The organism is Serratia sp. Ag1 (assembly GCF_000743355.1).
GTDB lineage: Bacteria > Pseudomonadota > Gammaproteobacteria > Enterobacterales > Enterobacteriaceae > Chania.
Window position 1 is genome coordinate 36,626 of the sequence record NZ_JQEI01000001.1, and the last position, 18,475, is coordinate 55,100.

16 protein-coding genes are annotated in these 18,475 nt (G+C 54.2%); 1 reads left to right on the plus strand and 15 read right to left on the minus strand.

The window, feature by feature from the left end; translation table 11 throughout:
- Position 1: 1 nt before the first annotated feature.
- The 12 genes from IV04_RS00165 to mraZ form a co-directional block, all read right to left on the minus strand.
- On the minus strand, positions 2–922 hold the full coding sequence (locus tag IV04_RS00165) for a D-alanine--D-alanine ligase (protein ID WP_037403460.1): 921 nt from the start codon (positions 920–922) through the stop codon (positions 2–4).
- Positions 915–2,390 (minus strand): UDP-N-acetylmuramate--L-alanine ligase, encoded by a 1,476-nt coding sequence (gene murC, locus IV04_RS00170; RefSeq protein WP_037403459.1) that lies wholly within the window; start codon positions 2,388–2,390, stop codon positions 915–917. Before murC ends, IV04_RS00165 begins: the two co-directional genes overlap by 8 nt.
- An 87-nt stretch (positions 2,391–2,477) precedes the next feature.
- Positions 2,478–3,542 (minus strand): undecaprenyldiphospho-muramoylpentapeptide beta-N-acetylglucosaminyltransferase, encoded by a 1,065-nt coding sequence (murG, locus tag IV04_RS00175; protein ID WP_037403458.1) that lies wholly within the window; start codon positions 3,540–3,542, stop codon positions 2,478–2,480.
- Positions 3,543–3,545: 3 nt separating this feature from the next.
- Positions 3,546–4,748, minus strand: a complete 1,203-nt coding sequence (gene ftsW / locus IV04_RS00180; RefSeq protein ID WP_037403457.1) for a cell division protein FtsW — start codon at positions 4,746–4,748, stop codon at positions 3,546–3,548.
- The gene (gene murD, locus IV04_RS00185; protein ID WP_037403455.1) at positions 4,745–6,064 is read right to left on the minus strand and encodes a UDP-N-acetylmuramoyl-L-alanine--D-glutamate ligase; all 1,320 of its coding nucleotides are present in this window, start codon (positions 6,062–6,064) and stop codon (positions 4,745–4,747) included. Before murD ends, ftsW begins: the two co-directional genes overlap by 4 nt.
- A 2-nt stretch (positions 6,065–6,066) precedes the next feature.
- Complete coding sequence (gene mraY, locus IV04_RS00190; RefSeq protein ID WP_037403453.1) at positions 6,067–7,149, minus strand: phospho-N-acetylmuramoyl-pentapeptide-transferase; 1,083 nt, start codon at positions 7,147–7,149, stop codon at positions 6,067–6,069.
- A complete protein-coding gene (murF, locus tag IV04_RS00195) occupies positions 7,143–8,504 on the minus strand; it encodes a UDP-N-acetylmuramoyl-tripeptide--D-alanyl-D-alanine ligase (RefSeq protein ID WP_037403451.1) in 1,362 nt (453 codons plus the stop codon). Before murF ends, mraY begins: the two co-directional genes overlap by 7 nt.
- Positions 8,501–9,988 carry a UDP-N-acetylmuramoyl-L-alanyl-D-glutamate--2,6-diaminopimelate ligase gene (gene murE, locus IV04_RS00200; protein WP_037403448.1) on the minus strand — a complete coding sequence of 496 codons (1,488 nt, stop codon included), beginning with the start codon at positions 9,986–9,988 and terminating at the stop codon, positions 8,501–8,503. Before murE ends, murF begins: the two co-directional genes overlap by 4 nt.
- Positions 9,975–11,738, minus strand: a complete 1,764-nt coding sequence (locus IV04_RS00205; protein WP_037403446.1) for a peptidoglycan glycosyltransferase FtsI — start codon at positions 11,736–11,738, stop codon at positions 9,975–9,977. The genes murE and IV04_RS00205 overlap by 14 nt, the downstream gene beginning before the upstream one ends.
- A 42-nt stretch (positions 11,739–11,780) precedes the next feature.
- The gene (gene ftsL, locus IV04_RS00210) at positions 11,781–12,101 is read right to left on the minus strand and encodes a cell division protein FtsL (protein ID WP_037403445.1); all 321 of its coding nucleotides are present in this window, start codon (positions 12,099–12,101) and stop codon (positions 11,781–11,783) included.
- Positions 12,098–13,039, minus strand: a complete 942-nt coding sequence (gene rsmH, locus IV04_RS00215; protein WP_037403444.1) for a 16S rRNA (cytosine(1402)-N(4))-methyltransferase RsmH — start codon at positions 13,037–13,039, stop codon at positions 12,098–12,100. The genes ftsL and rsmH overlap by 4 nt, the downstream gene beginning before the upstream one ends.
- A gap of 2 nt (positions 13,040–13,041) precedes the next feature.
- Positions 13,042–13,500 carry a division/cell wall cluster transcriptional repressor MraZ gene (gene mraZ / locus IV04_RS00220; protein WP_037403443.1) on the minus strand — a complete coding sequence of 153 codons (459 nt, stop codon included), beginning with the start codon at positions 13,498–13,500 and terminating at the stop codon, positions 13,042–13,044.
- Positions 13,501–14,368: 868 nt separating this feature from the next.
- Here mraZ and IV04_RS00225 point away from each other — a divergent pair.
- Positions 14,369–14,809 carry an L-alanine exporter AlaE gene (locus IV04_RS00225; RefSeq protein WP_037403442.1) on the plus strand — a complete coding sequence of 147 codons (441 nt, stop codon included), beginning with the start codon at positions 14,369–14,371 and terminating at the stop codon, positions 14,807–14,809.
- Positions 14,810–14,843: 34 nt separating this feature from the next.
- Here the strand turns inward: IV04_RS00225 and cra are convergent, their stop codons facing one another.
- From cra to ilvI, 3 genes are all read right to left on the minus strand, one after another.
- Complete coding sequence (gene cra, locus IV04_RS00230; RefSeq protein WP_037403440.1) at positions 14,844–15,848, minus strand: catabolite repressor/activator; 1,005 nt, start codon at positions 15,846–15,848, stop codon at positions 14,844–14,846.
- 271 nt (positions 15,849–16,119) lie between these two features.
- The gene (ilvN, locus tag IV04_RS00235; RefSeq protein ID WP_037403439.1) at positions 16,120–16,614 is read right to left on the minus strand and encodes an acetolactate synthase small subunit; all 495 of its coding nucleotides are present in this window, start codon (positions 16,612–16,614) and stop codon (positions 16,120–16,122) included.
- Entirely contained in the window at positions 16,614–18,332 is a 1,719-nt protein-coding gene (ilvI, locus tag IV04_RS00240) for an acetolactate synthase 3 large subunit (protein WP_037403437.1), read from the minus strand. Before ilvI ends, ilvN begins: the two co-directional genes overlap by 1 nt.
- Positions 18,333–18,475: the final 143 nt, after the last annotated feature.

Consider the following 18,475-nt stretch of genomic DNA (forward strand, 5'->3'; position numbering starts at 1 on the left):
CTCAGTCAGCCAATGCCAAAATTGCCGCAACCAACTGCGAGAACGTCAACCCAGACTGCCGCGCAGCCATTGGCACCAAACTGTGGCTGGTCATACCTGGCGAAGTATTCACCTCCAGCAGATAAAAACCACCGTCGCTATCCTGCATCACATCAACACGGCCCCAACCGCTGCAATCCAGCCCACGATAGGCACGCAGTGCCAGCGCAGCCATTTCGGCCTCCTGCTGTTCACTCAGGCCGCTCGGGCAGAAATACTGCGTATCATCGGCAATATATTTAGCCTGGTAGTCGTAGAACACCCCGGCGGGTTGAATACGGATGGAAGGCAACACCCGATCACCCAGGATCGCCACGGTATATTCGGGGCCACTCAACCATTTCTCTACCAAAACATCGTCGTCATGGCGGAAAGCCTCTTCCAATGCGCTTTCAAGAGCGCCGCTCTCGGTCACTTTACTCATACCGACGCTCGAGCCTTCACGGCTAGGCTTGACGATCAGCGGTAGCCCCAACGCTGCCACAGCGGCCAGCAGGTTATCCCGTTCGTTACTGAAATACTGCTGGCGGCACAGCGCCACATAAGGAGCTATCGGTAACCCCATAGATTGCCACACCAACTTCGTACGCCACTTGTCCATGGTCAGGGCAGAAGCCATTACCCCACTGCCGGTATAAGGTAGCTGCAGATACTCCAGCATCCCCTGCAAGGTGCCATCCTCACCACCGCGCCCATGCAACGCGATAAACACCTTGTTAAACCCCTGTGCTTTCAACTGGGTTACCGGGTAATCACGGGTATCGACGGGATGCGCGTCAATACCTGCTTCTCTCAACCCAGCCAGCACTGCAGCACCGGACTGCAGTGACACATCTCGCTCTGCGGAGGTTCCCCCCAGCAACACAGCTACTTTATCAGCCATGATGCCCCTCCTCTTTATTCTGCGGCTGCAACTTTAGCTCAGCCAATTTGCGCGCGATTTTACCGACGTTGCCAGCGCCTTGCACCAGAATCAGATCGTCCCCCTGCAGCAGTTGCGCCAGGGTTTCCGGCACGATGTCCGCATCGGCAATCAGGATCGGATCCAGCTTGCCGCGAGTACGGATGGTGCGGCACAGCGAACGGCTGTCAGCACCGGGGATTGGCGCTTCGCCAGCCGGATACACATCCAGCATCAGCAGTACATCCACCTGAGACAACACATGGGCAAAATCATCGTACAGATCGCGGGTCCGCGTGAAACGGTGCGGTTGGAAAATCATCACCAGACGCTTGTTCGGCCAACCTGCACGTGCGGCCTTGATAGTCGCATCGACTTCGGTCGGATGGTGGCCATAATCATCCACCAGCATCGCACTACCTGCTTTACCATTCACCGCTGCCAGCGAGAAATCACCAAGCACATCGAAACGGCGGCCTGTCCCCTGGAAACCGGCTAGCGCACGCAGAATGGCTTCATCATCAATGCCTTCCTCCGTCGCTACCGCAACCGCCGCAGCGGCGTTCAGCGCATTATGACGGCCCGGCGCATTCAGGGTCACCGTCAACAACGGCTTATCCTGACGGCTCAGGGTAAAATGCCCCTGATGCCCGACCTGGCGATAGCTTTCTAAACGCACATCAGCATCGTCACTGAAACCATAGGTAGTAATGTGGCGGCCCACGCGCGGCAGCAGTTCACGCACCACCGGGTCATCAACACACATCACCGCCCGGCCATAAAACGGCAAATTATGCAGGAAGCTGATAAACGTCTGCTTCAGGTTCTCGAAATCGCCATGGTAAGTATCCATATGGTCGGCTTCGATGTTGGTGACAATCGCCACCATCGGCTGCAAATGCAGGAACGAGGCGTCACTCTCATCAGCCTCAGCGATCAGGTAACGGCTGGAACCCAGGCGCGCATGCGTCCCCGCCGCCTTCACCAACCCACCGTTAACAAAGGTCGGATCCAAACCGGCTTCTGCATAAATACTCGACACCATCGCCGTTGTCGTGGTTTTGCCGTGCGTACCGGCGATGGCGATGCCATGACGATAGCGCATCAATTCAGCCAGCATTTCGGCACGCTGGATCACCGGGATACGCGCCTCACGAGCTGCGACGATCTCCGGGTTATCTGCCGAAATGGCGGTAGAAACCACCACTACGCTCGCATCCAGCACATTCTCTGGGCGATGATGAAAATAAATGGTTGCCCCAAGCTCGCTCAACTGTTGAGTTACCGGATTCGGTGCCAAATCGGAACCGCTGATCTGATAGCCTTCGTTAGCCAACACCTCGGCGATACCACCCATGCCAGCACCACCGATGCCAACAAAGTGTATGTGCCGGACGCGTCGCATCTCAGGCACGAAAGTGCGTAGTTTCGCCAATTGCTGTGTATTCATCACTCTCTCTATCCGGGTTCAATCTGCGAACCCCATATTGCTTATTCTTTATATGGCCCGGCGAGCCAAGCCCTGCATGATCTAGCTCTATCTGGCGAGGCGAACAATCTCTGCCGCCACGCGCTCTGTTGCATCGGGAATCGCCACCGCACGGGCTTTTTCAGCCATCGTCAGCAACGTTGTGCGATCCCAATCTGCCAACAGTTCCGCCACTGCTTCAGCGGTAAACTGTGGTTGTTCAATAATTTTCGCCGCGCCTGCGGCCTCCAACGGGCGAGCATTCCAATACTGCTGGCGATCTTTGTGCTGAAAGGGCACGAAAATGGCGGGTAAACCGGCTGCTGCGATCTCGCTGACGGTCAATGCGCCAGAACGACAGACCACCACATCAGCCCAGGCATAAGCTGCTGCCATATCATCAATAAACTCAGTCACTTTGTGCCCGGTCTGCCCTACCCTCTCGTAGTCGCGCAGCACCGTTTCCAGCGCTCCCTTCCCCACCTGATGCCAAAGGGTAATCTTATCGCCCAGCAAAGCTGCGGCGGCAGGAAGCGTCTGATTCAGCACCCGAGCCCCCTGGCTACCGCCAATCACCAGCACCCGAACCGGCCCTTCACGCCCCGCCAAACGCTCTGCAGGTAATGGCAACGCCAGCACATCGGTCCGTACCGGGTTACCGACAACCTCTGCGTGTGGGAACGCACCGGGAAAGGCCTGCAACACCGTTTTGGCAATCCTGGAGAGCCAGCGATTGGTCAAACCGGCAATGCCATTCTGCTCGTGCAGCACCACCGGGATACCACACTGCCAGGCAGCCAAGCCACCGGGGCCAGAAACATAACCCCCCATGCCCAGCACCACGTCAGGCTGATAACTGCGCATGATCGCCTTTGCCTGGCGCATGGCGCGCCAAATGCGTAACGGCGCGGTCAACTGGGCCTTCAACCCTTTGCCGCGCAAACCAGAAATACGAATAAAATCAATTTCGATTCCGTGCTTCGGCACCAAATCGGCTTCCATGCGGTCGGCGGTCCCAAGCCAGCGCACCTGCCAGCCCTGCGCCATCAGATGATGCGCAACCGCCAGCCCCGGGAACACATGCCCGCCGGTCCCGCCTGCCATCACCATTAAACGCTTCGCTTTACCGCTCATCCGCTACCTCTTCACAAACGCCTGCGCTTTGGTCAGGCGCGTTTCATAATCAATACGCAGCAACAGCACAATCGCCGTCGACATAATTATCAAGCTCGAACCGCCGTAGCTGATCAGCGGCAGCGTCAACCCTTTGGTCGGCAGCATCCCCGCCGCCGCACCGACGTTAACCAACGCCTGGAAGCTGAACCAAATGCCGATCGAACATGCCAGAAAACCGGAAAACCGCTGATCGATCTCCAATGCACGGCGGCCAATCGACATCGCACGAAAAGCGACGAAGAATACCATTAACAGGGCTAAAACCACACCGATATAGCCCAATTCCTCAGCTAAAATTGCGAAGATAAAGTCGGTATGCGCTTCCGGTAAATACTCCAGTTTCTGTACCGAATTACCTAACCCCTGCCCCCAGAACTCACCGCGGCCAAACGCCATCAGCGACTGGGTTAGCTGGTAACCACTGCCGAACGGATCGGCCCATGGGTTCCAGAAAGAGGTCACGCGGCGCATACGATAGGGTTCCGCGATCACCAGTAACCCCACGGCAAACGCCCCGGAACCGATAATTGCCAGGAACTGCCACATCTTGGCCCCAGCCAGAAACAGCATCGCCAAGGTAGTAATAAACAGCACCACCACCGTTCCCAAATCTGGCTGTGCCAGCAGCAATACCGCCAACACCACCATCACGCCCATCGGTTTACAGAAGCCCCAGAAGTTACTGCGTACCTCATCAACCTTGCGCACCAGGTAACTCGACAGGTAACAAAACAGCGACAGCTTGGAAAGTTCGGCAGGCTGAATACGCAGTGGGCCAAGAGCGATCCAGCGCGATGCCCCGTTCACCGAACTCCCCACCACTAATACAATCAGCAGCATCACCATGGATAACAACAACATAACGTTACTGTAGCGCTGCCATACCTCCATCGGGATACGCAGCGTGACCAACGACAGACCGAATGCCAGGATCAGATACAGTGCGTCACGTTTGGCAAACAGGAACGGATCGTCGCCAAGGCGCTGACCAATCGGCATCGAAGCCGACGTCACCATGACGAAACCGATTACCGCCAAGCCAAAGGTCAACCACAACAGGGTACGGTCATACAGCACCATATTGGCAGAATCACTTTCACGCGATCCCATCACCCAGTCTTTCAGTTTGTTGGCCAGGCCAAACGTCGGCACCCGTAGTCTCATCCGCCAAGCTCCCGCGCCAAGCGGGCAAACTCGTTACCGCGCACTTCAAAATTACGGAACTGATCCAGGCTGGCACAGGCGGGTGACAGCAACACCATATCGCCCGCTTTCGCACGGCCTGCAATAGTGTGCATGGCCTGTTCCATGGTTTCAGTCAGGGTGGTAACACTCGGGCGCAGCTCTGCCAGTTGGGCACCATCACGGCCAAAACAGTACAGCCGGATGTTGTCACCTTGCAGATAACGCGTCAGCGACGAGAAATCTGCGGACTTGCCATCACCGCCCAACAGCAAATGCAGCGTACCCTCAACCTGCAGGCCATTCAGCGCGGCTTCTGTGCTGCCAACGTTGGTGGCTTTGGAATCGTTAATCCAGCGCACGCCGTTACGCTCCCACACCAGTTGGAAGCGGTGCTCCAGGCCAGTAAAGGTGGTTAATGCCTGCAGACTGGAAGAACGCGGCAGTTTGGCGGCATCGGCCAAAGCCAACGCTGCCAGCGCATTGGTATAGTTATGCTGGCCGGTGAGCTTCATCTCGCGGGTATTGAGGACTTTCTCGCCGTTAACCCGCAACCAGGTTTCACCCTGCTGGCGGTTGAGATGGTAATCACCCACATCAGCACCAAAGCTGACGCAACGCTCATCAGCACCACGTACTGGCATGGTCAGCGCGTCGTCGGCGTTCACCACGCATACACCGGCATTTTCATAAATCCGCAGTTTGGCAGCACGATACTGCTGTAAACCAAGCGGATAGCGATCCATATGATCTTCTGTCACGTTCAGGATGGTCGCGGCAGCAGCACGCAGGCTGTAGGTGGTTTCCAGTTGGAAACTCGACAGCTCAAGCACGTAAAGCTGGCATTCCTGACGCAGCAAACTGAGCGCGGGCAGGCCGATATTACCGCCAACGCCCACCGCCCACCCGGCGGCTTTAGCCATTTCGCCTACTAACGAGGTCACCGTACTTTTACCGTTGGAACCGGTGATCGCCACAATCGGTGCCTGTGCTTCACGGCAAAACAGCTCGACGTCACCAACGATTTCCACCCCGGCAGCCGCAGCGGCACTCAAGGCCGGTGTCGCGAGGGCGATACCAGGGCTGGCGACAATCAAATCCGCCTCCAGCAACCACGCCTGGTTCAAATCCCCCAGATGCCGCTCCACGCTCTCAGGCAGTTTATCCAGCCCCGGCGGAGCAATACGGGTATCCATAACGCGCGGCGTTACGCCCCGCATCATAAAGAAATCAACACAGGATAAACCGGTCAGGCCTAACCCGATGATGACCACTTTTTTACCCTGATAATCCACCATAATTAGCGCACCTTCAGCGTTGCCAGGCCGATCAGCACCAGCATCAGCGAAATAATCCAGAAACGCACAATCACGCGTGGCTCTGGCCAACCTTTCAATTCATAGTGGTGATGAATCGGTGCCATGCGGAAAATACGTTGCCCGCGCAGCTTGAACGATCCCACCTGCAAAATCACCGACAGCGTTTCAACCACGAACACGCCGCCCATAATCACCAGCAAAAACTCCTGACGCAGCAGCACCGCGATCGTCCCCAACGCGCCGCCCAAGGCCAGCGAACCGACATCGCCCATAAACACCTGAGCCGGGTAAGTGTTGAACCATAAGAAGCCCAAACCGGCACCGACAATCGCGGTGCACACAATCACCAGCTCACCAGCATGGCGCAGATACGGGATATGCAGATAGTTGGCAAAATTCACGTTACCCGTTGCCCAGGCAACCAAGGCAAAACCGGCAGCAACCAATACGGTTGGCATAATCGCCAACCCGTCCAACCCATCGGTCAGGTTAACCGCATTGCTGGTCCCCACAATCACAAAGTAGGCTAACAGCACGTATAGCAGACCAAGCTGTGGCACAATGTCCTTGAAAAACGGCACTACCAGCTCGGTGGCTGGCGTGTCTTTTCCTATCGCATACATGGAGAACGCGACGATCAGCGCGATCACCGATTGCCAGAAGTACTTCCAGCGGGCAATCAACCCTTTGGTATCTTTGCGCACCACTTTGCGATAGTCATCGACAAACCCGACGATGCCGTACCCCACCAGCACAAACAATACGCACCAGACATAAGGATTCGACGGATACGCCCACATCAGCACCGAAATGGTGATGGAGGTCAGGATCATGATGCCGCCCATGGTTGGCGTACCGCGTTTGCTGAAGTGTGATTCTGGCCCGTCGTTACGCACCACTTGGCCAAAGGACATTTCCTGCAGGCGTTTGATCACCCGTGGCCCCATCCACAACGAAATAAACAGCGCGGTCAGCAGGCTGACAATGGCCCTGAACGTCAGGTAAGAAAAGACGTTGAAACCTGAGTAATACTTGACCAGATATTCGGCCAGCCAAACTAACATGGTGCTTTCTCCTGTAACGCGCGTACTACCTGCTCCATTGCGGCACTACGTGAACCTTTGATTAACACGGTAATTACCGCATGTGCTGACAGTAGTTCCGCCACGCGCGCGATCACTGCTGCTTTATTCTGATAATGCTCGCCGTTACCGGCTGCCGAACTCAGCACGTGGCTGAGTTGACCGACGCTGATCACTTTATCAACCCCGGCCAGACGGGCGGCATCTCCCACCTGGCGGTGACATTCTGCCGCTTCTGCCCCTAACTCGGCCATGTCGCCAACCACCATCACCCGGTAACCCGGCATTTCTGCCAGCACCTGAGCAGCAGCGATCATTGAGCCAACATTGGCGTTATAGCTGTCATCCAGTAAAAGCTTGCCCTCCGCCAGCGCGACCGGGAATAACCGACCTGGCACCGCCTGGAGTTGTTGTAATCCTGCGCGCACTGCCGCCAACGTTGCACCGACCGACATCGCCAGTGCCGCCGCCGCCAGAGCATTAGCCACATTATGGCGGCCAGGCAGCGGCAGCTCGATAGCTACCGTTCCTAACGGGCTGTGCAGCGTAAATTGCGTACCCTTGCCATTGATCTGAATATCGCTGGCAAAAAAATCCACGCCATCTGCCGCCTGAGGCGAAAAGCGCCACACTTTTTTGCCCTGCAACTGAACCTGCCAATGCGGCCAGTCGTTATTATCAGCATTGATGATCGCCACACCGTTGGCGGGCAAACCAGCAAATATCTCACCTTTGGCCTGAGCCACCCCGGCCAAAGAGCCGAATCCTTCCAGATGCGCCGCCGCCAGGTTGTTCACCAGCGCGCTCTGTGGTTGGGTTAAAGCGGTGGTGTAAGCGATCTCGCCAATATGATTCGCGCCTAACTCAATCACGGCAAAATCATGCTGCGGCTGCAAACGCAGTAACGTCAGCGGCACGCCGATGTCGTTATTGAAATTCCCTGCGGTATACAGCACCTCACCACATTCGCGCAGAATGGTGGCTGTCATCTCTTTCACCGAGGTCTTCCCTGATGACCCTGTGAGCGCCACCACTTTAGCCGGGACCTGCTGACGAACCCAGGCAGCCAGTTGCCCTAATGCCAAACGGGTATCTTTCACCACCAGTTGTGGCGCATCCACCAATAAGCGCTTACTTACCAGCAACGCACCTGCGCCTGCGGCTATTGCATCAGCGGCAAAGTCATGGGCGTCGAAACGCTCGCCTTTCAGCGCCACAAACAGGCAGCCTGCCGTCACTTGGCGGGTATCGGTCATCACCTCAGTGATTTGGCAATCAGCACCGATCAGTTCAGCACTCAATACCTCAGCCAAGACCTTCAGGGATACCGCGATCATGCCAACACCCCCAGTAAACGTGCAACGGTAGTACGATCGGAGTAATCCAGGCGACGATGACCCACCACTTGATAATCCTCATGGCCTTTACCTGCCACCAGGACGACATCCTGTTCTTTCGCCTGCATGATGGCACTGGTGACGGCTTCTGCACGCCCATGGATCACCTGCACATGCCCGGCATCGAGCAATCCGGCCAGAATATCTTTGATGATTGCCTGCGGTTCTTCGGTACGCGGGTTATCGTCGGTCACCACAACGCGATCGGCAAACTGCTCGGCAATCCCGCCCATAAGTGGGCGCTTACCTCTGTCGCGATCGCCACCGCAACCAAATACGCACCACAGTTGCCCCTGGCAATGTAAACGCGCAGCTTCCAACGCTTTTTCCAAGGCATCCGGGGTATGGGCATAATCCACCACCACCGTCGGCTTCCCCGGCGCATTAAACACTTCCATGCGGCCACAGACCGGCTGCAACTGATTGGCGGTTTTTACCAGTTCATCAAACGGGTAACCAAGAGACAGCAAAGTTGCCAGCGCCAGCAGCAGATTACTGACGTTAAATGCCCCCATCAGGCGGCTTTCAATCTCGCCATCACCCCAGCTTGAGCTGAAATGCACGGTGGCACCGTTATCGTGGTAATTCACTGAGGTCGCTTTCAGCCAACGACCACGGCAACCTGGTTGTAAGTTGGCTTGCATGGTCACGGCTACCGCATCGGGTAATTTAGCCAACCAGCGATGACCCACTTCATCATCGGCATTAATGATCGCCTGCCCGACTTCATGCTGCGCAAACAGCGACCATTTAGCCGCTTCATAACTGGCCATATCGCCATGATAATCCAGATGATCGCGGCTCAGGTTAGTAAATACTGCGGCAGCAAAGGGTAAAGCGACGACTCGGTGTTGCACCAGTCCGTGAGAAGAGACTTCCATCGCAGCAACAGTGGCACCCTGAGTGGCCAAATCGTTGAGGATATGTTGAACATCAACCGCAGAACCGGTGGTATTTTCCGTTGGGCAAACCTGTCCCAACAACCCATTCCCCACTGTCCCCATAACGGCGGCGGTTTCACCCAGCAGTTGGCTCCATTGCGCCAGCAACTGCGTAGTGGTGGTTTTACCGTTGGTACCAGTCACACCGATCAGACGCAAACGCTCTGCGGGTTGCTGGTAGAAACGCCCGGCGAGTGCAGAAAGACGCTGGCTGAGTTGGCTAAGGTAAATGACGGGCACACCGTGCATTTCGCAAATTTCCCCGTCTTCAGCCTGGCCTTCAGCTTCGGCGATGACAGCGGCAACCCCTTGCGCGATGGCTTGCGGAATATAGCGGCGGCCATCCGCCTGATGACCGACCACGGCGACAAACAGATCCCCGGCAGCCGCAATGCGGCTGTCTAATATCATTTCCCTCAGCTGGCGCTCGGGTGCTGCTGGCACCCAAGGAGCGAGTAAATCGCGTAAATTACGATCTGCCACCTGTACCCTCTTTACTGTTGATAACTAATTCGCTTTTGTCGCCAGTGGGTAAAGCATCCGGCTCAACGTTCATGATCCGCAACACTCCCCCCATGATCGCACCAAACACTGGCGCGGAAATCGCACCGCCGTAGTACTTCCCACCCTGTGGATCGTTAATGACCACCACCAGAGCAAAACGGGGTTGGCTGGCGGGTGCCACCCCTGCGGTATAAGCGATATATCGGTTGACGTATTTACCGTCCGGGCCGACTTTTTTCGCGGTACCGGTTTTAATCGCAATCCGGTAACCCTTGATGGCGGCTTTCACGCCACCACCGCCCGGCAACGCCACGCTTTCCATCATGTGAACCACGGTACGCACCGTAGCCTCTGGGAAGACGCGCTCACCGGCCACCGGAGGGTCAACCTTGGTGATCGACAACGGGCGATACACGCCCAAGCTGCCGATCGTGGCATAGACTCGCGCTAACTGTAACGGCGTTACCATTAGCCCGTAGCCGAAAGAGAAGGTGGCCCTCTCTATGTCAGACCACCGTTGTTTTTTTGGGTATAAGCCACTGCTTTCTCCGACCAGCCCCAAATTGGTCGCTTTTCCCAGTCCAAAACGTGAGTAAGTGTCTACTAACGCTGAGGACGGCATCGCTAACGCCAGTTTAGAAACACCGACGTTACTCGACTTCTGCAAAATCCCGGTCATGGACAGTTCCGAATAACGTGCCACATCTTTGATTTCGTGACCGTTAATACGGTAAGGAATGGTATTGAGCACGCTGTTCTCTTTCACTACGCCGCGCTGCAATGCCGTCATTACCACCATCGGTTTCACTGTGGAACCCGGTTCAAAAATATCGGTGATCGCGCGGTTACGCATGGTGTCTTTCGGCGTACCGGCCATGTTGTTCGGGTTATATGACGGGCTATTGGCCATCGCCAATACTTCGCCGGTATTCACGTCCACCAGCACGGCGGTGCCTGATTCCGCCTTGTTGAACGCAACCGCATTATTCAATTCGCGGTAAACCAGCGCCTGTAAACGCTCGTCAATGCTCAACATCAGGTTATGGGCTGCCAGGCTGTCTACCGAAGAGACATCCTCAATCACCCGGCCATAACGATCTTTGCGTACAGTGCGTTCACCCGGTTGCCCGGTCAGCCAGCGGTCGAAGCTCTTTTCAACCCCTTCAATACCTTGGCCATCGATATTGGTCACGCCGATGATATGGGCCGTCACTTGGCCTGAAGGATAATAACGGCGTGACTCCTGACGCAGGTAAATCCCCGGCAGTTTCAGCTTATGGATATAGTCACCGATCGCCGGATTAACCTGCCGTGCCAGATAAACAAAGCGCCCTTTCGGGTTGGCATTAATACGGTTGGAGAGTTGATCCAATGGGATCTGCAACGCATCGGAAAGCGCCTTCCAGCGCGAATCCAGCGTAATCCCCCCGTGCTCGATCAATTCTTTCGGATCGGCCCAGACGGCGTTCACCGGGACGCTCACCGCCAATGGCCGCCCAGAACGATCGCTGATCATGCCGCGCGCAGTTGGAACCTCCTGCACCCGCAGCGAGCGCATATCGCCCTCTTTCACCAGTTGTTCAGGGTTGATCACCTGCAGATAAGCCACGCGCACCATCAAGCCGACCAATGCCAGCAAAATACAACCGCACAGCAACGCAAAACGCCAGCTGACAAAGCTGGCTTGGTCTTCCTGGCGTCTCAACCTACCGGGGCGTGCTGCTTTCATTGCTTCTCTTTCTGCTCCGTATCGTCAATGCGGTTAAGCCTTTTAGGGTTTAACGATGATATTTTCCTGCGATGGATCAACGTGCTGCATGTGCAACTTCTCAGTGGCAATACGTTCTACACGGCTATGATCGCCAAGGGCATTTTCTTCCAGAATCAGGTTGCGCCACTCAATATCCAGCGCATCCCGCTCCAACACCAACTGTTCGCGTTCAGCGGTCAACAAGCGGGTCCGGTGCGCCGTGGTAACCACAAAAACAGCGGAAACCAGCACAGCGACCAATAAGATCAGCGGTATTTTGGCGTTACGCAGTAAGTCCCCGCCAATAACCCCAACCAGCCCGTGACGCTGATTGCCAATCACGCGGACATCCTCTCAGCAATACGCAGCACCGAACTGCGCGCTCGCGGGTTTTCCGCCACTTCATCGTCAGACGGCATCATTTTGCCCAATGCTTTCAGTGTGCGCCCCCCAAGTTCACGCAGTTGCGCTTCGGTCAACGGGATCCCGGCAGGTACCTGGGCTCCCCGGCTATGGTGGCGCATAAAGCGTTTAACAATGCGATCTTCCAATGAATGGAAGCTGATAATCGACAAGCGGCCATGCGGGGCCAATACCGCCAGCGCGCCATCCAGAGCACGCTCGATCTCTTCCAGTTCACTGTTGATATAAATACGGATCGCCTGGAAACTGCGCGTTGCCGGGTGCTTGTGTTTTTCACGGAATGGACTGGCGTTAGCAATCAGATCCGCTAACTCCTTGGTGCGCGTCATTGGCTCGGTACGGTTTCTTTCCACGATGGCGCGGGCAATACGCTTGGCAAAACGCTCTTCGCCAAAGGTTTTCAGCACCCAGGCAATATCATCAGCTTCGGCTTTCATCAGCCATTCGGCGGCAGACTGGCCGCTGGAAGGATCCATCCGCATATCCAGCGGGCCGTCGCGCATAAAGGAAAAACCGCGCTCAGCATCATCCAACTGCGGGGAAGAAACCCCCAAGTCGAGCAACACACCGTCAATTTTGCCTACCAGATCGCGCTCTTGCGCATAATGCGCCAGATCCGAAAATGGGCCATGTATGATAGAGAAACGAGGGTCTTCAATAGATTGGGCGGCAGCAATAGCCTGCGGATCGCGATCGATTGCCAACAAACGCCCTTCCGGCCCCAGTTGGGACAGAATCAGACGAGAATGGCCACCGCGACCAAAAGTTCCGTCAATATATGTGCCGTTACTGCGGATGTTGAGGCCGTTCACAGCCTCATCCAACAGTACGGTGGTGTGCTTATAGTTTTCCAACATGCTTATAATGACAAATCCTGTAGCCGCTCAGATAACGGTTCCTGAGTGGACTGTTCAGCGTCAATATCCTTCTTGACTTGTAGATACCAGGTCTGTTCATCCCACAGTTCAAACTTGTTGAACTGCCCGACCAGCATCACTTCTTTCGTTAGCCCGGCGTGTTGACGCAGCGTACTGGCTAACAGCAACCGCCCGGCACTATCCATCTGACATTCGCTGGCATGCCCCAACAGCAAGCGCTGAACGCGGCGCTCGGCGGGATTCATGCTCGACAGACGGGACAATTTTTGTTCGATAACTTCCCATTCGGGTAAAGGATAAAGCAGCAGACAGGGCTGATGGAGGTCAATGGTACAAACCATTTGGCCTTGCGATTCCTCATTCAGTAAATCCCGATAACGGGTGGGTACGGCAAGCCGCCCTTTACTGTCGAGGTTAACCAGCGTCGCTCCACGAAACATACCTGAGCTACCCCCCAGTGACCTTTTCCACCACTTTCCCCCACAAATTACCACATTAAGAGTTTACGGAGGGTATGAAAACCTTGTCAAGCCAGAGCGGCAGCGCTTTGGCAATATTTCTGTGGATATTTTGGGGGCTGACTCACGAAAAGAACTCTATTTATTAAACGAATAAAAAATAACATCCTGATAAACGGGGATAATTTTCTAAACGAAAATGAGGTGATTAAAAATGTCGCACATTGGCGATTAATTAACTCATTAGTTCCTTCTGCAATCCAGATCTCACTTTTTACCCGGATAGCCACGGGATGTCACCCTGCGGCAAGCCGCGCCGGATAAGGCTTGGCTGCACATCACCCATTTGCGGATTTATGTCTTAAACCATTGACTTAATAACGCCAGAGACATATTTCGCCGCAAACAGCGCGCTATTCTACGTCAATTATTCTATCAATGAAGAACCCGCAGAAAAAATATATTGCCCGGATATTACTGAGCTTACTCATTCGAATTTAAATCAATTTACTGAGATTCCTCTTAAAACACTCACTTACAATTCAGACCGAAATTTTTTACATTTTCGTCCATTTCTGCATGAACCAGGTTTTCTGCACCAACATCAAGGAAAAAATCACAACACACTGTTTTTAATAGCATTTACAATATTAACCATTTTTAATCCCTCCAAGCGATGCTTTGAGCCCTCTCATCAGGATAAAAACCACACAATTGTTAAAAATAAAAATATCAAGCTAGTTAAAATAAATAAATAGCTTAGTACACTGGATAATAAATAAAAATCAGTTTATTACACCACATTAACAAATTAACTAAAAATGTTAACCTGTTCATAGGAGCTTATCCCATGTTTTCACCTGCTTCACGCTTACGCAGTGCTGCCGCCGACACTTTTGCTTTGGTGGTGTACTGCTTTCTGGCAGGTATGGCGATTGAAATCCTGATTTCTGGCATGAGCTTCAGTCAGTCACTTTCTTCCCGCTTATTGTCGATTCCCGTCAACATTCTTATTGCCTGGCCCTATGGCCGCTACCGCGACTTTTTTATCGCAACAGCCCGCCGTTTCCCTCAAGGGCAGTTTTTACTGCGCAATCTGGCGGATCTGCTGGCCTATGTCAGTTTTCAGTCACCTGTTTATGCTGCGATCCTGTGGAGCGTGGGTGCCGATGGGCAACAAATCATGGCGGCGGTGGCCAGTAATGCGGTGGTGTCCATGGCAATGGGGGTAGTATACGGCTACTTTCTGGAATATTGCCGCCGCTTGTTTCGCGTGGTGGGGTATGTATAAAACCAAAGGCCAGTGGCAGACTGGCCCTTTGGGCTTATTTCCGGCTCAGGCTGCCACGGCGGAACAGATTACGACGGATGCGCGTCATGCCTGGTTTAGGCTTACGCGGTTCGTCAAGACTGGCCAGAACCAGTTCTAACACCCGTTCAGCCACATCACGGTGGCGCTGCGCCACGGCCAGCACCGGGCACTCAAGGAAATCCAGCAGTTCATTATCGCCAAAAGTGGCAATAGCCAGATCCGTTGGTAAGTGCCCATATTTTTTCAACGTGACATCCATCACTCCCTGCAACAGGGAAAAGGACGTGGTAAACAGCGCCTGCGGCATTGGGTGGGTTTTCAGCCATTCAGCAAACAGCGCACCAGCAGCCTCGCGTTCATAACTGTTAGCATACAGATAGTCCACATGACGTTCGTCATCCTGCCAAGCTTGGCGGAACCCCTGCTCACGTAGAAAACTCACGGAAAGCTCTGGCAATGCCCCAAGATATAACACCGACTTAGCCGGGAAACCGCGCAACTCCTGCGCCAGCGCCAAGGAATCCTCCTGATCGGCCCCAACCACGCTGATGAAATGTTCACGATCCAGCGCGCGATCTAACGCAATGATCGGGAAAGGATCGTTGGCCCAACGCTGATAGAAAGGATGCTCCGGCGGCAATGCCGTCGACACAATGATAGCATCCACCTGGCGCTGCAACAGATGCTCAACGCAGCGCATTTCGTTGTCCGGCTGATCTTCAGAACAGGCAATCAGCAGTTGATAACCCCGCTGGCGCGCCTGCCGCTCAAGATAGTTGGCGATACGGGTATAACTGGTATTTTCAAGATCCGGTATCACCAGGCCGATTGAGCGAGTACGGCCAGCGCGTAACCCTGCCGCAACAGCATTCGGGTGATAGTTGTGCTCCCTGACCACGGCCATCACTTTTTCAACGGTTTTATCGCTGACACGATACTGCTTCGCCTTACCGTTGATGACATAACTGGCCGTAGTGCGCGAAACGCCTGCGAGACGCGCGATTTCATCCAGTTTCACGTTAACCCCTTAATGATGCTGAAAATAAAAAGCAATCAAGATGGCGGTTTGGCTCTTGCGGCCAAACCACGCTGCGATTTGAAAGCTGAAAGATCCTGAGTAACCATAATAATCACTATGGTTATTCATCCCACCCCTTGGATCTAACCGCAGAAAACCCGGTCGAGCAACCGCTTTTGCAGAAAGGTGCCAGCAAATGACTAAAAAGCCGAAAAAAAAGGCGCAGCAGTAAAGCTACGCCTTCTCGTTAACCCGCAAAAAATCAGCGTGGTTAGCGCATGATTTTATCACCGCGCGAAACACCAATAATTCCTGAGCGCACGACTTCAACAATTTCAGCCACTTCACGCACAGCATTCAGGAACGCGTCCAGTTTGTCGCTGGTTCCCGCCAGTTGCACGGTGTAGAGCGAAGAAGTGACATCCACGATCTGACCACGGAAAATATCCGTGCTACGCTTCACCTCTTCACGCCCGTAACCACTGGCCTGCAATTTCACCAGCATGATCTCACGCTCAACATGCGCCCCTTGGACCAGTTCGCTAACGCGCAGCACATCAACCAGTTTGTGCAGTTGCTTCTCGATCTGCTCGAGCACCTTTTCGTCACCCACAGTCTGAATCGTCATGCGTGACAACGTAGGATCGTCAGTCGGTGCTACCGTCAGGCTTTCAATGTTATAGCCACGCTGAGAGAACAGCCCTACCACGCGCGACAACGCACCTGATTCGTTTTCCAGCAGTACAGATAAAATACGGCGCCTCATCAGGTTCTCTCCGTTTTGCTTAGCCACATATCGTCCATGCTTCCACCGCGAATTTGCATCGGGTACACATGTTCAGTTTCATCGACGGTAACATCAACAAACACTAACCGCTCTTTCTCAGCCAACGCCTGCGCCAGTTTGCTTTCCAGCTCATCAGGAGTGCGGATTGAGATCCCCACATGACCGTATGCCTCCGCCAGTTTCACAAAATCCGGCAGAGAATTCATATAGGATTGGGAATGGCGGCCAGAATAGATCATATCCTGCCACTGCTTCACCATACCCAGATAGCCGTTGTTCAGATTGAGCACGATTACCGGCAGGTTGTACTGCATAGCAGTGGACAACTCCTGAATATTCATCTGGATACTGCCGTCACCAGTGACACACACCACGGTTTCTTCTGGCAATGCCAACTTCACCCCCAGCGCCGCAGGCAAGCCAAAGCCCATGGTGCCTAATCCGCCAGAGTTAATCCAACGGCGTGGCTTATCAAACGGGTAGTAAAGTGCGGCAAACATCTGGTGTTGACCAACGTCAGAGGTAACATAAGCATCACCTTTGGTCAGCCGGTGCAAGGTTTCAATCACCGCTTGAGGCTTGATAGTGCCGCTGTTCTTGTCGTAACCCAGGCAATCGCGTGCCCGCCACTGTTCGATGGATTGCCACCAGTCGCGCAACGCGTCGAAATCCTGCGTTTTGTCACTTTGTGCCAATAACTCCAGCATTTGCACCAAGACCTGCTTGGCATCACCAACGATAGGAATATCGGCATCGACCGTTTTAGAAATCGAGGTCGGGTCGATATCGATATGCAACACGGTAGCGTCCGGGCAATATTTAATCAGGTTGTTGGTGGTACGATCGTCAAAACGTACCCCGACGGCAAAGATCACATCGGAGTTATGCATGGTGTTATTGGCTTCATAAGTCCCGTGCATCCCCAGCATACCCACGCTTTGCCGGTGAGTACCAGGGAACGCCCCCAATCCCATCAGCGTGCAGGTTACCGGCAGATTCAGTTTCTCGGCCAGTTGTAACAACTCTTCATGACAGCCTGAATTGATTGCCCCACCGCCCACGTACATCACGGGTTTTTTTGCTGCCAGAATGGTCTGCAGAGCGCGCTTTATCTGCCCACGATGCCCTTGCACCGTTGGGTGATAAGAACGCATACTGACGTCTTTCGGATAGGCATAAGGCATTTTCACTGCCGGGCCAACAATATCTTTGGGCAGATCGATCACCACCGGGCCAGGGCGGCCAGTAGAAGCTAGATAGAACGCTTTCTTCAATACGGAAGGAATATCTTCAGTGCGTTTGACCAGAAAGCTGTGCTTCACCACCGGGCGGGAGATCCCCACCATATCGCACTCTTGGAAAGCATCGTAACCAATCAGTGAACTGGGAACCTGGCCAGAAAGCACTACCATAGGGATGGAATCCATATACGCCGTGGCAATGCCGGTAATCGCATTGGTCGCACCAGGGCCGGATGTTACGAGAACCACCCCCACTTCACCGGTCGCACGCGCATAGCCATCGGCCATATGCACGGCTCCCTGCTCATGCCGCACCAGAATATGATCGATGCCCCCAACCGTGTGCAGGGCGTCATAAATATCCAGTACCGCCCCGCCCGGATAGCCGAATACATGTTTAACGCCCTGATCGATCAACGATCGGACGACCATCTCGGCTCCTGACAACATTTCCATGGGTTTGCCTCCAGGCTTGCTTAATTCTTGTCTGGCGCTGAAACTAAGCGCCCGCGGTGGGGCAACGCCCCAAAATTTATGGATGGTTTAGCTTGTATCGCAGTATTAAGCAGTGTCAGCGGAACTTAATACCGTGATACAGC